At 34.2% G+C, this 18166-nt stretch carries 13 protein-coding genes; 1 reads left to right on the top strand and 12 read right to left on the bottom strand.

Annotated elements, in window-relative coordinates; all coding sequences use genetic code 11:
- Positions 1–3: 3 nt before the first annotated feature.
- The 12 genes from lolA1 to KZH69_RS10960 all read right to left on the bottom strand — a co-directional run bounded on the left by lolA1 (position 4) and on the right by KZH69_RS10960 (position 15371).
- On the bottom strand, positions 4–669 hold the full coding sequence (gene lolA1 / locus KZH69_RS11015; RefSeq protein ID WP_219317495.1) for an outer membrane lipoprotein periplasmic chaperone LolA1: 666 nt from the start codon (positions 667–669) through the stop codon (positions 4–6).
- A 372-nt stretch (positions 670–1041) separates the two neighbouring features.
- Positions 1042–3486, bottom strand: coding sequence for a DNA translocase FtsK (locus KZH69_RS11010; protein ID WP_219317494.1), 2445 nt, complete (start codon positions 3484–3486; stop codon positions 1042–1044).
- A gap of 18 nt (positions 3487–3504) precedes the next feature.
- Positions 3505–3879 carry a diacylglycerol kinase family protein gene (locus tag KZH69_RS11005; RefSeq protein ID WP_219317493.1) on the bottom strand — a complete coding sequence of 125 codons (375 nt, stop codon included), beginning with the start codon at positions 3877–3879 and terminating at the stop codon, positions 3505–3507.
- 8 nt (positions 3880–3887) lie between these two features.
- Complete coding sequence (gene tpx, locus KZH69_RS11000) at positions 3888–4385, bottom strand: thiol peroxidase (protein ID WP_219317492.1); 498 nt, start codon at positions 4383–4385, stop codon at positions 3888–3890.
- A gap of 304 nt (positions 4386–4689) precedes the next feature.
- Positions 4690–4947 carry a DUF6952 family protein gene (locus tag KZH69_RS10995; RefSeq protein ID WP_116760933.1) on the bottom strand — a complete coding sequence of 86 codons (258 nt, stop codon included), beginning with the start codon at positions 4945–4947 and terminating at the stop codon, positions 4690–4692.
- A 90-nt stretch (positions 4948–5037) separates the two neighbouring features.
- The gene (locus KZH69_RS10990) at positions 5038–5346 is read right to left on the bottom strand and encodes a thioredoxin family protein (protein WP_219317491.1); all 309 of its coding nucleotides are present in this window, start codon (positions 5344–5346) and stop codon (positions 5038–5040) included.
- Between the two features lie 84 nt (positions 5347–5430).
- A complete protein-coding gene (locus tag KZH69_RS10985) occupies positions 5431–6069 on the bottom strand; it encodes a peroxiredoxin (protein ID WP_219317490.1) in 639 nt (212 codons plus the stop codon).
- 115 nt (positions 6070–6184) lie between these two features.
- A complete protein-coding gene (locus KZH69_RS10980; RefSeq protein WP_219317489.1) occupies positions 6185–7783 on the bottom strand; it encodes a glycoside hydrolase family 3 protein in 1599 nt (532 codons plus the stop codon).
- A gap of 197 nt (positions 7784–7980) precedes the next feature.
- A complete protein-coding gene (locus tag KZH69_RS10975; RefSeq protein ID WP_219317488.1) occupies positions 7981–9606 on the bottom strand; it encodes an MFS transporter in 1626 nt (541 codons plus the stop codon).
- Positions 9607–9706: 100 nt separating this feature from the next.
- Positions 9707–11260: a glycoside hydrolase family 10-like protein gene (locus KZH69_RS10970; protein WP_219317487.1), complete on the bottom strand. Its 1554-nt coding sequence runs from the start codon at positions 11258–11260 to the stop codon at positions 9707–9709.
- A gap of 434 nt (positions 11261–11694) precedes the next feature.
- Positions 11695–12129: a response regulator gene (locus KZH69_RS10965; RefSeq protein ID WP_219317486.1), complete on the bottom strand. Its 435-nt coding sequence runs from the start codon at positions 12127–12129 to the stop codon at positions 11695–11697.
- Between the two features lie 50 nt (positions 12130–12179).
- Entirely contained in the window at positions 12180–15371 is a 3192-nt protein-coding gene (locus KZH69_RS10960) for a PAS domain S-box protein (RefSeq protein WP_219317485.1), read from the bottom strand.
- A gap of 838 nt (positions 15372–16209) precedes the next feature.
- On the opposite strand from KZH69_RS10960, the gene KZH69_RS10955 reads away from it, so the two are divergent.
- A complete protein-coding gene (locus tag KZH69_RS10955) occupies positions 16210–18141 on the top strand; it encodes an amino acid permease (protein WP_219317484.1) in 1932 nt (643 codons plus the stop codon).
- The last annotated feature ends 25 nt before the right edge of the window (positions 18142–18166 follow it).

The raw sequence follows: 18166 nt of genomic DNA, 5'->3' as shown, positions 1-18166 counted from the left end.
TAATTAGTCTAATTTATTGATGTAATAATTGGGATATTTGCTTGCAACAAAGGTAAACTGATTTTTCGGCAATGCCTGATTTGTTTTAAAAGAATTAACCGTCAATGTTGTTTTGGTTCCCTTTTTTGCAATTTCTATAACATTATAGATGTTATTGGTTTTAGAATCAATACCCACCAAAATCTCTTTTCTTTGATCTTTCACATTGGTAGGGGTAAGTTTGATATATTGTATTTTTTTACCGGCCACATTCTGGGTAATATCCATAGTGAATTTATAACCCGTATTAAAAAAAGTCAGCATTTTTGATGGAGTAATAGCGGAGTCATCCTTCTCATCTACTTTCGAGATAGTGATTTCCTCATCCTCTGGAACAATGGTGTAATTCTTTTTACCGTCAAAAATCTTGGTAATTCCCATAAAATTCAGCACATACTGATTCCCTTTCATCACTACAGTTCCCTTGCTGTCCTGATTGATGTTCTCTTTGGCATTGTTCAAAGAATACTTAAAATCGATAGTAATGTTATCATAACTTTTTACTTTGGCAGTTACTTTATCCAGCAAAACCTTCGCTTTTTTATCTTGTGCTTGAGTCGAAAATCCAATAAAAAAGGCGACCAAAAGTCCCATTACCAATCTCACTCCTATTTTGTGTTGTAATCTCATTTGTTCTGTGTTTTGTTGTATGCTTATTAATGTATTCTTGTATGGTATTGATTTTAATAATTATTTGGGGGTGTCCCCATTGAGAAAAGGGGCTTACCGATAGCACCGCTTACAAAGCCCCTTTCCTCAACGAGGTCGGGCTATCCGCGCTACTTCGGTAGCTAGCTATTATCCCTCACGCATCCGTGTAATATCATATTTGGTGCAAATGTAAAGACCTAAAAAATGAAAAGCATCTAAAAAAAAGCTAAATTTCTGTTATCAACGCTATTCCAAAGTCTAATTATCCAAAATCTGCAATCTAAATTCTTTTCTCTTTATTCTTTTCTCTTTATTCTGAAATCTGAAATCTGAAATCTGCAGTCTAAAATTCTAACTTTCGTTATTAAAAAACTGATCCAGTCCCGTCATATCCTGAATGTTCACGCTTCTTGCTTTGCTTCCTTCAAAAGGACCCACAATTCCGGCAGCTTCCAATTGATCAATCAATCGTCCGGCTCTGTTATATCCCAGTTTTAATTTTCGTTGCAATAACGAAGCTGAACCTTGTTGGGCATTAACAATTACTTCAGCAGCTTCTCTAAACAAAGTATCTCTTTCAGAAATATCCATTTCCAAACTAATCCCTCCATCTTCTCCTACGAATTCAGGAAGTAAATAAGCGGTGGCATAAGCTTTTTGTGATCCAATAAATTCGGTTATCTTTTCTACTTCTGGAGTATCAATAAAGGCACATTGTACACGAACCACATCATTTCCGTTAGTATACAACATATCTCCACGTCCTATCAATTGATCTGCCCCTTGAGTATCCAAGATCGTTCTGGAGTCTATTTTGGAGGTTACCCTAAAAGCGATTCTCGCAGGGAAGTTGGCTTTGATCAAACCTGTAATTACATTCACCGATGGTCGTTGTGTGGCAATAATTAAGTGAATACCAATAGCACGGGCTAATTGTGCCAAACGCGCAATAGGTACTTCAACCTCTTTACCGGCTGTCATAATCAAATCGGCAAACTCGTCAACTACTAATACGATATAAGGCAAAAATCGGTGACCGTTTTCTGGATTCAATTTTCTTCCCTTGAATTTCTCGTTGTATTCCTTAATGTTTCTTACCATCGCATCTTTCAATAGCGAATAGCGGTTGTCCATTTCCACACAAAGCGAATTCAATGTGGCCACAACCTTGGCATTATCGGTGATGATAGCATCTTCGGTATCAGGCAATTTCGCTAAATAATGTCTTTCTATTTTATTAAAAAGGGTAAGCTCTACTTTTTTTGGATCGACCAATACAAATTTTACTTCAGCCGGGTGTTTTTTGTATAAAAGGGAAGTCAATACGGCATTCAACCCTACTGATTTTCCTTGTCCCGTAGCACCCGCCATTAATAAGTGGGGCATTTTGGCCAAATCGACAACAAAAGTTTCATTTGAAATGGTTTTTCCAAGGGCAATAGGCAATTCCATTTCTGCTTCTTGAAATTTGGCAGAACCAATAACACTTTTCATAGAGACCATGGTTGGATTCTTGTTCGGAACCTCGATACCAATAGTTCCTTTTCCAGGAATAGGAGCAATGATACGAATCCCTAAAGCCGAAAGTGACAAAGCAATATCATCTTCTAAACTCTTAATTTTGGAAATACGAATTCCCGCTTCGGGTACAATTTCATACAAAGTTACTGATGGTCCGACAGTGGCTTTGATTTGTGCTATTTCTATTTTGTAATTGCGAAGCGTATCTACAATTTTGTTTTTGTTTTCTTCCAGTTCTTCCTGATTAATCGTAATACCACCAGTTGAGTATTCTTTTAATAAATCAATGGTTGGAAACTTGTAATTAGACAAATCCAAAGTAGGATCAAATAAACCAAAATCCGACACCAGACGTGAAGCCAGATTGTCCTCGATAATATCTTCCTCTACAGCTTTTTCAATTACAAATGCTTCTTCTTTTACCGGTGCTACCGTAGGCAAAATTTCCATTGGAAGCGGTTTAAGAGTCGGTTCCAAATTAATTTCGGAAGCATTGGAAATTGTTGGTTTCAAAGCTTCTTTATTGATTTCAAACTGTGACCCTGATGTTTTTAGATGGATATCATCCAATAACTCTTCTTCTTCAGGTTCCGCTACAGCAAATTCTTCCAGATTATAAACACTATCATTTGGAGATAGTATTGGACCACTAGCCAAATCATCTTTGATCTCTTTTTTGGTATTTTCAAAAAAGGATTGCACTTTTTCGGGTGAAACCTGCATTTTGAAAATCAAATAAATAACCAAACCAAAAACAAGAACCAATAATGTTCCTGTTTTGCCGATATAGTCTTGCGAAAATAAATTCAATTCATATCCAATGGTTCCTCCCAATTCTGGTACAGATGTGGCGAAAAAGCCAAATAGAACTGATAAAATGATAACGGCAAATAAATCCCAAAACCAAATGGCTTTTAGTTTTTTTATCGAAAGATCCAATACCAAATACATTCCTGTTAAGAAAAATAAACGTACAAATAAAAATGAAGCAACACCAAAACCCTTGTATACGAATAAATTGGCGAGATAGGCTCCAAATTTACCCAGCCAGTTTTGCGCCACTTCTTTACGGTTAGATAATTCGGAAACTGCGCTTTGGTCTATTTGGCCGTAGATGAAAAAAGATACAAACGCAACCAATAGGGCTATAGAAAATAATACCAGCAGAAAACCCAAAACAATTTTGTGTTGTTTGGTTAATTTCCATGATTTTAAGTCCTTAGACTCCGATTCTTTTTTTTTATCTAAAGATTCTTTTTTTGTAGATTTTGCCATTCTTGAATTTAATTGAGCCTATAAAAACTTTGGGATATAAATGATAAGACCAATTGCGATTGCTGTTAATGCTGCGAAAAATACGGCTCCAGCTGCAATATCTTTGATAAAACCTATTCTTTCATGGTAATTGGGATGAATAAAATCGGCTATTTTTTCAACAGCGGTATTCAATCCTTCGATACTCATTATTAAACCAATGGCCATAGTTTGAAAAAGCCATTCGGTAGTGGAGATATGAAAATAAAAACCGGCGATAGTCATTAAGATTCCAATTGAAAATTGAACCATAATACTGTGCTCGGTAGTAATCAATTTTACGGCACCCAGAAAAGCGTATTTCACGCTTTTCAATCGGCCAGTAAACAATGTGTTATCTTTTTGAAATTCCATACAGGTTATTAAAGTGTAGCTAAAGCAGCTTCGTAATTAGGTTCGTTTGCTATTTCGCCTACTTGTTCGGTGTGCGTTACTACTCCGTTTTCATCAACCACGATAATAACTCTTGAGTGCAATCCCGCTAATGGGCCATTCACAATTTCTAAACCATTGTCTTTTCCGAAAGTTCCTTCTTGAAAATCAGATAAGTTGACAACATTCTCAAGACCTTCAGCACCACAAAAGCGTTTTTGGGCAAAAGGTAAGTCTCTTGAAATACACAAAACTGTTGTGTTTGGTAAAGTACTTGCGCTTTCGTTGAATTTTCGAACAGATGTAGCACAAGTTCCAGTATCGATACTAGGAAAAATATTCAATACTAATTTTTTACCTGTAAAATTGCTCAATGAAGCAACTGATAAATCATTTTGAACCAATTTAAAATCAGTTAGTTTAGTACCTACTTTTGGTAATTCACCTGTAGTGTGTATTGGATTTCCTCCTAATGTTATTGATGCCATAGTGTTTGTTTTTTTATGAGGTTCAAAAGTAAGGATTAATATTTGAATCTAAAAGTATTTGTTGTGGGTTGTCAGTTAGGGGTTGTTGGTATTGGATTTTAGTGTTTTTGTTCGCGAGAGGGATAGGAGCAAGCTACCAAAGTAGCGCGTATAGCCCGACAGCATTAGGGAAAGGGGGGGGATCCAGTCAAAGAGGAGTAACCCCCTTTTCCTAATGGTGGCTCGCCCAAATGATTATTTCCTGCTTTGTATAAAAAAACGCACCCTGAAATGGAGTGCGTTTTACAATGCTTATCAAATGATTTTATTTATCGATTGACCCAAGAACTCTTTTCATGAAAGTGTTTAAGGCTTCCTTTTTGTCAGTTCCTTCTTTAATCAATTTATGTACTTCGAGTGCGCCGTACATGTTCGAAATCAATTCGCCAATGACGTCCAATTCTTCATCTTTTAATGAGGCAATTTCGGTCATGGCTTCCAATACTTCGATGGTTTCGATAATGTAATCCTGATCGTTTTCCTCTATGAACTGAGTAAGGTGTTTTATTACTGGTAACTTCATGTTTTGTTGTTTAATCGGTTGTTTGTTTAATTGTTTATTCGTTAGGTCAAACGTTTTTTTTTGCGATTAACCGATTAACCAAATTAACGGTTAAACAATTTCATTAACCAATTCAATTAAAACTTCTTGTTTGTTGGTTTGGGTTTCGTTGACCAATTTTCCATTTACAAAAGTGGCGAAAGTTGGCAAATTGCTGACATTGGCTAGTTTTCTGGATTCCGGAGAATTCTCGGCATCTACCAAAACAAATGAAATTCCTTCATTCTCTGAAGCTAATTTTTTGAATTTTGGTTTCATGATTCTGCAATTTCCACACCATGAGGCTGAAAATTGAACCACTACTTTTTCGTTTTGTGCTATTAAAGCTCCTAACGTATCTTCGTTTAATTCGATTAACATAGATTTTTAAATTTCAATGTCAATTTCAATAACAATGGCAATTCTTAACTATTGAAATTGCCATTGTCATTGCTATTGATATTATTAGTTAAGGCTTAGGTATTCAGCAGTGCTTTTTCTGTCAGCATTCATCGCTTCTTTACCGGCTTCCCAGTTTGCAGGACAAACTTCACCTTTTTCTTGAATGTGGGTATAAGCATCAACCATACGTAAATATTCGTTTACGTTTCGGCCTAATGGCATATCGTTTACGCTTTCATGGAAGATTTTTCCAGTTTCGTCAATTAGGTAAGTAGCTCTGAATGTTACATTTGAACCTTCGATGATTACAGAATCAGTTTCTTCGCTATATTCGGTTGAATCAATATCAAGAATTCCTAAAATATTAGCTAAGTTTCTGTTGGTATCTGCAAGTATTGGGTATGTTACACCTTCAATTCCACCATTGTTTTTTGGAGTGTTTAACCAGGCAAAGTGAACTTCGTTAGTATCACAAGATGCACCAATTACGATAGTGTTTCTTTTTTCAAATTCCGGTAACGCCGCTTGGAAAGCATGTAATTCAGTTGGACAAACAAAAGTAAAATCTTTTGGGTACCAAAACAAAAGTACTTTTTTGTTGTTTTTTGTAGCTTCCTCAAAAATATTGATTTTCAAATTATCACCCATTTCTGAGATAGCATCTACTGCAATACTTGGGAATTTTTTACCTACTAATGACATATTTTTAGTTTTAAAGTTATTTTATGCCGCAAATATAATAGATATAAAAAGACACTTTAAATAAATTTTGATTATTAATATTTATTTAACGATAGTGTTTGGTTATTAAAATCTATTAAATAGTTGTAATTGAAACAGGTAGACTGCCCTTTCCTTTTTTGTCTTCCAGTAATTGTTCGGCTGCACTTTCTTGAAATTCTGTAAAATCCTGATACATTTCGACAATTCCGTTGGTGAGTTCTAAATTTGGAATCACTTGTATAGCATAGGGATTTCCAAAAACATATAAAATACATCTTTTGGTTTGAAACAATTGCCCTAAAAATTCCAAAACCGAATCTTCCAAATCAAATTTGTTAAGTGGTTTGGCTTTGGGTACAAATAAAGAAATAAGTATTGTGTCAAATGGAGCTAGATCTTCCTTGAGTGTTGTATTTATTAAATCAGCTGCATTTTCAATAGCATATTCAGGCGAAGGCAAGAAAGAACCAAGCGTTTTAAAAAACGGATTGTCAATCGTTTTGTAGATACTCAATTTGGCGAGACGTTCTCTGTTTTTGGCATCAAAAATCACGACAGAACTGTTGTTGTCTTTGAGGTCTGTAATGCAATAATCGGCTATTTTTCGGTTCAATTCCGAAGTGGTTTTAAAATCAAAATCAGCAGCCGGGCTTGGGTTTTTATCAAAAAGACCTGCTTTTTGTTTGCATTTCATGATACGGTTCAAACTCGCTTCAATGCGTTCTGGTGTTGCATTTTTTAGTATTTCCTGAATACCTTCGGCTACATTTTCGGCAAAGCAAAGTACATCGTTACCTGCGTTGAAAGCTTCCCATTCCAATTGACCTTTTACATCGTATAATTTCGAAACACTGTGCATATTCAAAGCGTCTGAAATAACCAATCCATCATATCCTAATTGCTCGCGTAACAATTTTTCAATTATGTTTTTGGATAAAGTGGCCGAGGTTTCTTTTCCGTCGTTTAAGGCGGGAACTGCTAAATGACCTATCATGATGGAGTCAACTTGATTCTCAATTCCTTTGATGAATGGCACCAATTCATTTTCGAGTAACTCTTCCAAATTCTCGGCTAAAACGGGTAGTCCTAAATGTGAATCGACACTAGTGTTTCCATGACCAGGAAAGTGTTTCAGGCAGCCTAGGATCCCCACATCGGACATACCGCGAAGGTATTCCAACGCATATTGAGCTACTTTTTCTTTATTGGAACCAAAAGAACGGTAGCCAATCACGGGATTGTTTGGATTGTTATTGATGTCGGCCAAAGGCGCCAAATTGTAATGAATCCCTGCTGATTTTAGGTCTAATGCAATTTGTTTTCCTACTTGGTACACTAAATCTATTTTTCTTTCGGGCAACGCGCCAAGGGTAATGGCATAGGGATATTGTGGCGTTTTTTCCACGCGCATGGCTAAGCCCCATTCGGCATCTATACTCATTAATAGGGGAGTAGTGGCACATTTTTGATAACGAACAATCAAGTTTTTCAAACGTTGATAGCTATCATCGTTGAATTCTACTTTTTTCTTGCTCTCATAGTTGGTTGCTGCGCTGGCTCTGCTATGAAAAAACGTCAATCCACCAATGTTGTGTTCTTTGATTAAACGCTCTGTTTCCTGAATGTTTTCTTCGGTGTCGTTAATGAAAACGGCTGGAAAAAAGAATTGCCCTATTTTTTGTTCTAGTGTCATTTTAGTCTTTTATAAGTTTCTCACTTTTTAAGAATTTTGAAATTGATGCTCGTAAAGGCGTAAAGGCTTAGAAGAAACAGCTATCAATGTTCTTAAATAGATAAAATGTTATTATTAAAATCCAAAGGTATATTAGTGTTTTCTCTTTTGCGTCTTAGTGACTTTGCGAGAAAATAAGATGTTAATTTTGTTTGAATTTAAACTTTATTTTCTTCAATTTTTTTACCAAAATCAGCCGGATATTTTAAAAATTGTGATAAAATCAATCCTGGAATAGTGGCGCAAAATACCCAAATAAAGAAATTACCATATCCTAAATATTGCTGAATGTAACCGCTTAGCATTCCCGGAAGCATCATTCCCAGAGCCATAAAACCAGTAGCGATGGAATAATGTGAAGTCTTAGATTCCCCTTCAGCAACATAAATCAAGTACATCATAAAGGCTGCAAAACCAAAACCGTATCCAAATTGCTCTATAATTACTGAAAGTACGACATATGGATTATAATGAAAAACAGAAGTAGTTAAGTTTAAATAAAAAGGATCTAAGGAATATTCGATATAGGGAAGATTCAGATTGAAAATAATTTCAGGATGGAAATTAGAAATCAAAATAAATCCGATAATTGGCAAGTGCATAGCTAAAATCATTGGTAACATCCATTTTCCTAATCCATCTCTTGAGATAACAAATCCTCCAATAAGACCTCCAACAACAAGAGCAATAACTCCAAAAATACCATAAATAATTCCGTAGTCCATATTTGATATACCCATACCTTTTTTTGGTATTGCCTCGATATTACCTTTTTCTTTTATTAATTCATCAATAAATTTTGTTCTTTTTGACATTACATCATTATAAGTTGTAACGTCGGTTTTAGGTATGGTTTTCAGATCTAATACTGTTTTTTCATTTTGCATTACTGCTACTATTGGCAATTCAGAATAGATTAATTCTAATTCGATTTTAGATGCGAGTCCGCCATTTTTAATGATAGAATGATAAGATTTTAATACCTCTTTTTGTTTGTTATTTATATTAGATTCATTTAGTTCGTACTTAATAGGTTCAACTAAAAATGGGTTAAGCATTTTTAATAATTGTGATTCTCCCAATCTGAATAGTAAAATAAAAGCTAGTATTATAAATATTTGTTTTTTTTGAAAAAAAGTAGAAAAAACTTTGCTGAAATTGAGATTTTTTTTAGTTTCTAATTGCCCATTAATTTCAGTATTTGGAGTAAAAAAGAAATTATAAATTGTAATAGCAATCATAAATACTGCTATGAGTATCATTGTGTAAGACCAAGCTTTATGTTTGTCTCCATATGCAATTTCTAGATATCCTGCTAAAATTACAATTAATCCATTTCCTGTAAGTATTGCAATTTTATAAAAAGTACTTCTAATCCCCAAAAAGAAAGATTGTTGTTCTTTTTCTAAAGCCAACATATAAAAGCCATCGCTAGCCACATCATTCGAAGCGGAAGCAAAGGCAGCTACCCAAAAAATAGCTAAACTCAAGATAAAAAAATTACTGGTTGGAACAACAAAACCGATAACTAGAAAAGCTATTGAAATGAATAATTGCATACTCAAAAACCATTTTCGTTTGGTTCCATGTAAGTCAATAAAAGGACTCCAAAGCGGTTTGATTACCCAAGGTAAATACAATAAACTGGTATAGACTCCAATGTCTTCATTACTAACTCCAAGACTTTTATACATAATTCCTGAAACCGAAATAATAATGGCATACGGAAAACCCGAAGCAAAATTTAAAAACGGAATCCAATACCACGGTTTGTTGTTTTTCATTGTTTGAAAAGGTTTAAATAGTTTAAGGGTTTAAAGTTATTTTTAGTTAAAGGTTGATTATACGTGAAACAATTAAACTTGAAACCTTAAACTTGAAACTTTACTTTGTTTGAGTTTCTACTTGTAAATCGATTATGGTTTCAGGGCTTTCATTGGCATAATAATCCACGAAAGTAAAGGCAAAAGCCGTTTTTCCTATCATTTTATAATCTGGTACTTCGATGTTGAATGCTCCATTTTCTTCTGTAACGGCAATTTTGTCCAGAATTTGGCTGGCATCATTGGTGTTGATTTTCGAAACATCTTTGGCGCCGTACACCACTATGTATCTGACTTTGGTCAGCTGTTTTGGTTTCTGAAACGAAATATAATAATTGGTGGTGTCTTTCGTGATGGAATTAATCAGTAAACTTTCGGTAATTGCCTTTTTGAAATTAGGAACCGGCAATGGCAATGCTGGATATTTGTATTCGTAGTCTTTAAGTACTTTGACCACCTCTTGGTTTTTATTTATGAACCATTTGGCACTAAAAAAACCATTGCCTTGCACGTTATCATAACTGCGTGTGAGGTCAATTTGATTTGGAATTTCATATTTGTTATTCCAATGTTTATCTGAATCGGCTTTGATCTTATAAGTGCTGTTTCCTACGTATAGGGCGGTGTTGCTCGGTACATTTTCAGACCACCATTTGATTAGTTTGGCATACGAAGCCGTTTTGTGGTCGATGCTCCAGTACAATTGTGGCACGATGTAATCAATCCAGTTGTTCTTCATCCAATCTAGAGGATCGGCGTAAAGATCATCATAATTGGTTTGCCCTGATGATGTGTCGGAGCCTTTTGGGTCAACTGATTTGTTACGCCAAACTCCAAACGGACTGATGCCAAATTGTACCCAAGGTTTTAGTTTTTTGATATCAAGCGAAATATTTCTTACAAAAGTAGATACATTAGAACGTCTCCAATCGGCAATGGAAAGACCTTTTCCAAACTTTTGATAGGAAACTGCATCATTGAATTCAATTCCTTTTATTTTGTAAGGATAAAAATAATCATCAAAGTGTATAGCGTCAATATCGTATTTTATCACCACCTCTTCAACTATCGATGTTAGGTGTTGCTGTACCTCGGGTAGGGCAGGGTTGTAATAGTATTTGCCTCCGTATTCAATCATCCATTCGGGATGTTTGTAATAATCGTGATTGAGACTAAGTGCTTCGGTTTTCAAGTCGAAAGTGGCGCGATAGGGATTGAGCCAAGCGTGAAATTCAAAACCACGGGCATGGGCTTCGGAAATCATCCACTCGAGCACATCATAATTAGGACTTGGCGCTTTTCCTTCTCTTCCAGTTAAGTAACGAGACCAAGGTGCCAGTATGGTAGGATACAATGCATCACCCACAGAACGGATTTGCACAATTACCGCATTGTAATTGAGTTTTTGATAGGTATCTAAAATCTCGATATAATCGGTTTTTTGCTTCTCCACCGAATCGGTACTGCTTTTTGGCCAGTCGATGTTGACCACCGTGGCAATCCAAACGGCTCTAAACTCATTTTTGGGGTGCATCTCTCTTTTTTGGGCGTGACCAATGACAGCAAAAAACAGGAGGTAGATAGTTAGGAATAGCAGGGACTTCTTTAGAATCATTTTTACTCTTTTTATGCAGCATTCAAAAGTAGTTTTTTTAGCTAAGTTTATTAAATTAATTGCTAATAAAATTTGGCTTAAGGTTTTTGTTTTGAATTATTCCTAAAAGAATAATAATGTGCCTGATCTAGCTATCCGCTATAGCCCTCGATTGGAACACTTTTTTGTTAGCCACTGCATGGAGCTCCGATGACTGTCGGGGTTGATAGTTATGTATTGGCTGTAATAAATAGTTTTCTAATTTACTGAAGCGATGTGAAAAAACATTGTTTAGTAATCTGAGGGCACGGATTGTCTCCGTTTATAGTCTTTAAAGTTGTTTGTAAAGTGCTTAAATATAAAGAGATATGATTAAATAAAAGTTATCTTAAGAATAAAGAAAAAAGAACAAAATTTGATGGTTTTTTCATAATAGCGTTTTTAATACGGTTGAATCAAATATATTGTGGAAAATACTCTTGCTTTATTTCTTGTATTTTTTCTAAAGTCAATACTTTGTTCTTAAAATTAGTGATGGATTTATATGTTTTGGCTTTTATTATGTCATCTGGATTATTGGAACTGCTAAGCATGATAATTATTGTTTTTTCTTTTTTGTTGTTGTCTAATGCTTGATAGGCTTCTATAAATTCCCAGCCATCCATAACAGGCATATTGATGTCCAATAAAATTAATTCTGGGATGGGAAATTCTTCAGGATTCGTGCTTTCATATTTTCCACTTTTGCTCAAATAATCAAGAGCTTCTTGGCCATTCAAAGTAACTTCAATTTTATCCGTAATTCCATATTTTTTAATCAACATCTTGTTTATGAAGTTTGTAGCACTATCATCGTCGACTAACAATATACAATTTAGTTTTTGGTTCATACTTAGCTTTTTAATTTAAATGGTAAGATATAGTTATTAAGGTGCTTTTTCTATTTTATTGGAATTTTTGGAATTGTAAATTTGAAACTGGATCCTTGCCCCAATTGCGATTCTACCCAAATTGATCCGCCATGTAATGCTATAATTTTTTTGCATTGTGCCAAACCAATACCAGTACCTTCATAGTCATCCCGATTATGTAGCCTTTTAAAAATCACAAAAATTTTATCGTAATTTTTTTCTTCAATCCCAATGCCGTTGTCTTTTATGGTAAAAATCCAATCATTTTCTTGTTCGCTTGCGCTAATTGTAATTTCAGCGAATACCTCTTTTTTTCTGAATTTTATTGCATTACTTATCAAATTTTGGAAAAGTAAGCGGATTTCGATTGGATATCCATTAATATATGGCATATTAGTAATTGATATTTTGACGTTGTTTTTATCAATCGTGATGCTTAAATCTGCAATGATGTCTTTTATTATACGGTTGCAATCTACTTTTGGCATATTGCTTTCTCTGCCAATTCTGGAATATTCCAGTAAGCCCCTTACCAACTCCTGCATTCGAGTTGATGATTGAAATATGAAATTGAGATATTCTTTTCCTTGATCGTCAAGTGTGTCTTTATATTCTTCTTGAATAAGATCCGTAAAGCATTTTAATGTAATAAGTGGTTCCTGTAAATCATGTGATGTCACATAAGCAAATTGTTCCAATTCTTTATTTTGAACCTGTAATTTGGTGTTTTGGTTCGCAATTTTAATTTCGATTATCTTTCTTTGGGTTATATCTCTCATTACCCCATCGATATGACTTGGTTTACCATTTGTGTCGTAAATTAATTTCGAACTAACCGAAACATGTCGTAATTCGCCTTTTTTTGTTTTAAGTTCCAATTCGTAATCCCTGACTTGTACTTTTTGCTGTAATATTTTAATGTATCTTTCTCTCTCTTGAGGTTTATTAAAAAACACAATTACTGGCGATCCAATGACTTCTTCTCTAGTGTAGCCAGATAGCGTTTCGCAGGAAGGACTTACCTCTTGGACTAGATTATTAGCGATCGAAGTTTGAAAAAAGACATCTTGTACATTTTCAAAAATAGTACGGTATTTTTCTTCACTCTTTTTTAGGGCTTCTTCTGATTCTTTTCGTTCAGTAATATCTCTAAGTACTGATTCTACGCGGATAGGTTTTCCTTCTGCGCCAAAAATTAGTGTTGCATCGACTGAAACATCTATTGTTTTTCCATTTTTATGAATGATTTGGGTTTCAAAACCTTTTATTCTGTTATTTTTAATTAAGGTTTCAATAAATAATTCTCTTTGAGTTATATTACTGTAAAAATCGCGAGCCTTGACTCTAATCAATTCACTTGGTTCATAACCTGTTACCGTTTTAATCGATGGGCTTATTTCGATGAAAGTTCCGTCCATTTCAGTAATGTAAAATACATCCTGTACATTCTCGAAAACGGATCTGTATTTTTCTTCGCTCTTTTTCAGATCCTCTGCTGCTTTCATTCTATCGGTAATATTTAGAGAAAAAACTGTGAGCCCAATAATTCCATTAGCCTTACTGGAAATAGGGCTGCATTTTATTTCCCAATATGATAAATCATTTTTGGAGTGTGTAATGATATTTAAATTCTTACCCTTAAGAACACTGTCAAATTTATTTTTAAATTCTAATTTTTCTTGTTTATCCTCAATGCAATCGAGAATACTCATGCCTTTTTCAATTTTGACACCATTCTGCTGCATCATTAAAGTTTGATGTAAACGATTGAAATTTAAATATTGGTAGTTTAGATCTAAAGAATAAATGCTAATGTCGTTCGGACTTTCAATAGTAGAGCTCAGGATAATCTTGCTTTTTTGAAGTTCCTCCATCATTTGGATGCTTTCAATCTTTTTTCCAAGAATATCGGAAACAGATTTTAAAAGATTAGCTTCTTCCAATAAAAAAGGCCCATCGTACTCAAATGTTTTTTCTTCTAAATAATACACTTCAATTTTACCCAAGGCTTCTTCATTGACAAAAATATAGCATTCTTGTGCCCACATTGTTTTCCTGAAATTGGGCATCTTATACAATGAATCCATTAAAGAAATACGACAAGTGGTGATTTCTGGATACTGGAAGGCATTGGCTATAACGGGAAGACTCTTTCTTATGATTTTATCGAGGGAAATACCTTTTTCCTTAACCATTTCGGAAACAGTATAAAGACACTTGAGTTCCTTGATACGTTCTTTTAACGAAGATGCTTGTTTTTCTAGAATTTCATGAGCTTGCTTTCGTTCTGCAATAACTCCTGCAAATAGTAAAGTTGCGACCGTCGAAACGCTCAGGAACGCATCTAGAACAAGAATAGAGTCATTACTGTTTACCCTTATGAAAGGACCGATCCCATAAGATGTGGCAACTACCGAAAAAAAAGCAATGATTTGAATGACGGCAACTGTAAATCGCATATCAAATCGATATGCTGTTATTAATAATACGGTTAACATGAGGTATTTATTTTCTTTAGAATACAGAAAGACGACCGAACATAACAAAAGAGTAAGAGCTGTTATTCCAACTAATTTTGCGAAATAGACCAGATTCAACTTAGTTGTATTTCTATGAAGCCAAGCAAGGATGAGCGGAGCTAGGACAATAAATCCGACTGCATCCCCCAAAAACCAAGTAAGCCAGGTGTATGCTATTTGTTGTGAAGCTATGTATCCTTCCATGAATAAAGAAGATACCCCCACCAAGGCATTTATAACGCAAGTTACGAATACCCCAATAAAAATGAAGCTCAAAACATTCTTTCCGTTTTTTAGAGCATATTCTTCTTTATTGTGTTTTTTTATTAATGAAACACCTAATGATGACGCAACGCAAGTGCCAGAGGCTATTAAAGAGGCCAACAGAAAAATTTTTAAAAAAGAATATCCATTTCCGTTGAAATTTTGAGTAAGGGTAATCATATTGGTGGTAAAAGACCCAATCCATATTGCAAAAAGCATTCTACGGCCCAAAATAATAACGGATGTAATTGCTAGCCCAATGGAAGGATATATAGGGGAAACTTTTCCTAGTTCAATTGAAAACAGTAAACTCACTTGTGCTAACAAAACATATAGCGAGGCGATTGTTAGAATGGCAATTGGTTCCGAATTTAAAAAAGTGGGAATGTGATAATCTTTTGCTGTTTTGTTTTCAATTATGTTGTATTTGTCACTCATTGTTTTTTGTTTTGCAATTTTTTAATGGAGCCAGTGTGATTTGGTTTATTTCATAATTGTAACTGTTTCATTTAGTCTTTAAAGTCAAATAATTATTTGTGTTTGATATAATTTATTTAATTTTTTTTTAAGATAACTCGCTAAAAGTAGTAAAAATATGGTTTTCATTCTATCAAAATGTAAAAATGATTTCAAATAGATAAACCTGCTTATTTGGGATTATTCGTTGGGCTTTATTGTTTTTTATTGCATGGAAATATTGTATGAATTGCATTTGGTAAGAGTTTGATTTATGTTTTTCGTTTCACGCAGTCAATCTATATATTTATATTGTTCATTTTATATTTGAACTGACAAGGAATATTTGAAAATTGTTTTTTATAAATGTTAATTGTTGATTTTCAAGTTGTTGAAATGTTATTAAACTCAGAATTTATAATAAGCTAATTTTAAAAAAAGGTATATGAAAAAAAAAATCTATGTAGGATTGAGCATAGGTAATAATTAATTTTAATTTGTTTTTTGGTATTTACGGTAATAATTGATGCTTTTTATTAATATTTATTAAGTTTCAATTTACAATTTTTTCATTTTAAACTTTTTTAAATAAAAAATGAATTATATTTTGTTTAATTATGTTTTTTGAATGTATATTTGACTTTTTTTAAGGTTAAAAAGAGAAATATTTTTTTATTATCCCAATATTATAAAAAATCATAATCTGGACTTCAAAGATTAAATTTGTTTTATATATTTGGACTTTAATAATTTTTCTTTTTTATTTAAAAATTATTGCAAAATATACAATTAATTAGTTTTTAACGATAAAATTTACAATATGGCATTAAAAGGGCTTTTTAGAAAAAAAACAGTTCAGGATATCTTAAAACAGGTCGAAAAAAATAATTTGGATGGGCATGAAGCCCTAGGCAAGCATTTAACAGCTAAAGATTTAACTGCTTTTGGAATTGCCGCAATTGTTGGGGCCGGTATTTTTAGTACTATCGGGAAAGCTAGTTTTGATGGAGGTCCTGCCGTAATTTTCCTATTTTTGTTCACCGCAATTGCCTGCAGTTTTGCCGCCTTTGCTTATGCAGAATTCGCTTCGATGGTTCCAGTCTCCGGGAGCGCCTATACCTATTCGTATGTCGCTTTTGGAGAAATCATCGCTTGGATAATTGGTTGGGCATTGATTATGGAATACTCGGTTGGAAATATAACGGTTGCCATATCTTGGAGCGATTACTTTACGGGATTGCTCTCCAGCGGGGGGATCGATTTACCACAATGGGTTCAAATGGATTATTTAACAGCTTCTAATGGTTTTAAAGATGCAACGGCCTTGATGGAAGGAGGGAAGACTTTTGAAAATTTAAGTTCGGGTTTACAAAACGCTTATATGGCTTGGACAACGTCGCCTATGATTGGTTCTTTTCATTTAGTAGCGGACTTACCAGCATTGTTAATTATTATCTTGATTACCGCATTAATTTATCGTGGTATGAAAGAATCCCGTAATGCTAGTAATATAATGGTTGTTGTAAAATTGTGCATCGTCCTTTTGGTTATTGCTGTTGGGATATTTTATGTAGATACAACAAATTGGCATCCTTTTGCACCAAATGGAGTTTCTGGAGTCTTGAAAGGTGTGTCGGCCGTGTTCTTTGCTTATATTGGTTTTGATGCTATTTCGACAACTGCTGAGGAATGTAAAGATCCACAGCGTGATTTACCTCGCGGAATGATGTGGGCTATTGTTATTTGTACTATTTTATACATTGCTATTGCATTAGTACTTACCGGAATGGTGAGTTACAGCACATTGAATGTAGGTGATCCATTGGCTTTTGTGTTTGATGAATTGCATTTGAAATGGATGTCAGGAATTATTGCTGTAAGTGCTGTTGTGGCGATGGCAAGCGTATTGTTGGTTTTTCAAATGGGACAACCGCGTATCTGGATGAGTATGAGTCGTGATGGATTATTACCAAAGAAATTTGCAACGGTGCATCCAAAGTTTAAAACACCTTCTTTTGCAACTATCGTAGTAGGTTTTGTTGTTGCTGTTCCTGCTTTGTTTATGAATTTGACCATGGTTACGGATTTATGCAGTATTGGTACTTTGTTTGCCTTTGTTTTGGTTTGTGCAGGTGTTCTTGCTTTGCAAAATAGAACTGATATTCCAAGAGGAAAATTTAAAACACCGTATATCAATTCCAAATATATTTTTCCTGCCTTAATCGTTATTGCTTTGATTTTCTCTTTTGGTTACAACAAAAAAGCGACAATGGGTTTTATTATGAATGAAACCAAAACGAATAATTCGGAATCTATTATTACTTCATTAAATAAAGAAGAAACACAAAAAGTGTATGATTATTTGGTAAGCATTGAAGGAAAAACAAATGCAACCGAAAAACTGGATGTGGAGCATTTATTGAGCCAATATCAGGAAGATGACGCTAAATATGAGTCGGTTGTAGCGGGATTGCCTATTTCTGATTCTATAAAATATGAAAGCGGTTTTGATTTGTTCAAACACAAGATTCCAATGTGGATTTTCTTGATTGTCATCGTTGGACTTGTATTTTGGTCTCATAAAGAAAATCTATCTTTGATTCCGCTTTTGGGTTTAATTTGTTGTTTGTATATGATGGCGGAGTTAAGTGTTTGGAACTGGATTTATTTCGGAATTTGGTTGCTTTTCGGATTGGTTATTTACTTTGGCTTTAGCCGTAAAAACAGTAAGCTGAATAATCAAGAAGTTTAGTAAAGTTGTTAAAACATAAAAGCCG

It is taken from the genome of Flavobacterium taihuense (genome assembly GCF_019351435.1).
Lineage (GTDB): Bacteria > Bacteroidota > Bacteroidia > Flavobacteriales > Flavobacteriaceae > Flavobacterium > Flavobacterium taihuense.
Note: the sequence above shows the minus strand (reverse complement) of the source record. Positions and strands in the feature narration are given on the sequence as shown.

Bases quoted from the DNA above. Each gene is read 5' to 3' on its own strand.
- KZH69_RS11010 (WP_219317494.1), bottom strand. From the start codon at position 3,486: ATGGCAAAATCTACAAAAAAAGAATCTTTAGATAAAAAAAAAGAATCG.
- KZH69_RS11005 (WP_219317493.1), bottom strand. From the start codon at position 3,879: ATGGAATTTCAAAAAGATAACACATTGTTTACTGGCCGATTGAAAAGC.
- KZH69_RS10975 (WP_219317488.1), bottom strand. From the start codon at position 9,606: ATGAAAAACAACAAACCGTGGTATTGGATTCCGTTTTTAAATTTTGCT.
- KZH69_RS10995 (WP_116760933.1), bottom strand. From the start codon at position 4,947: ATGAAGTTACCAGTAATAAAACACCTTACTCAGTTCATAGAGGAAAAC.
- KZH69_RS10980 (WP_219317489.1), bottom strand. From the start codon at position 7,783: ATGACACTAGAACAAAAAATAGGGCAATTCTTTTTTCCAGCCGTTTTC.
- KZH69_RS10960 (WP_219317485.1), bottom strand. From the start codon at position 15,371: ATGAGTGACAAATACAACATAATTGAAAACAAAACAGCAAAAGATTAT.
- KZH69_RS10965 (WP_219317486.1), bottom strand. From the start codon at position 12,129: ATGAACCAAAAACTAAATTGTATATTGTTAGTCGACGATGATAGTGCT.
- KZH69_RS10955 (WP_219317484.1), top strand. From the start codon at position 16,210: ATGGCATTAAAAGGGCTTTTTAGAAAAAAAACAGTTCAGGATATCTTA.
- KZH69_RS10990 (WP_219317491.1), bottom strand. From the start codon at position 5,346: ATGTTAATCGAATTAAACGAAGATACGTTAGGAGCTTTAATAGCACAA.
- lolA1 (WP_219317495.1), bottom strand. From the start codon at position 669: ATGAGATTACAACACAAAATAGGAGTGAGATTGGTAATGGGACTTTTG.
- tpx (WP_219317492.1), bottom strand. From the start codon at position 4,385: ATGGCATCAATAACATTAGGAGGAAATCCAATACACACTACAGGTGAA.
- KZH69_RS10970 (WP_219317487.1), bottom strand. From the start codon at position 11,260: ATGATTCTAAAGAAGTCCCTGCTATTCCTAACTATCTACCTCCTGTTT.
- KZH69_RS10985 (WP_219317490.1), bottom strand. From the start codon at position 6,069: ATGTCATTAGTAGGTAAAAAATTCCCAAGTATTGCAGTAGATGCTATC.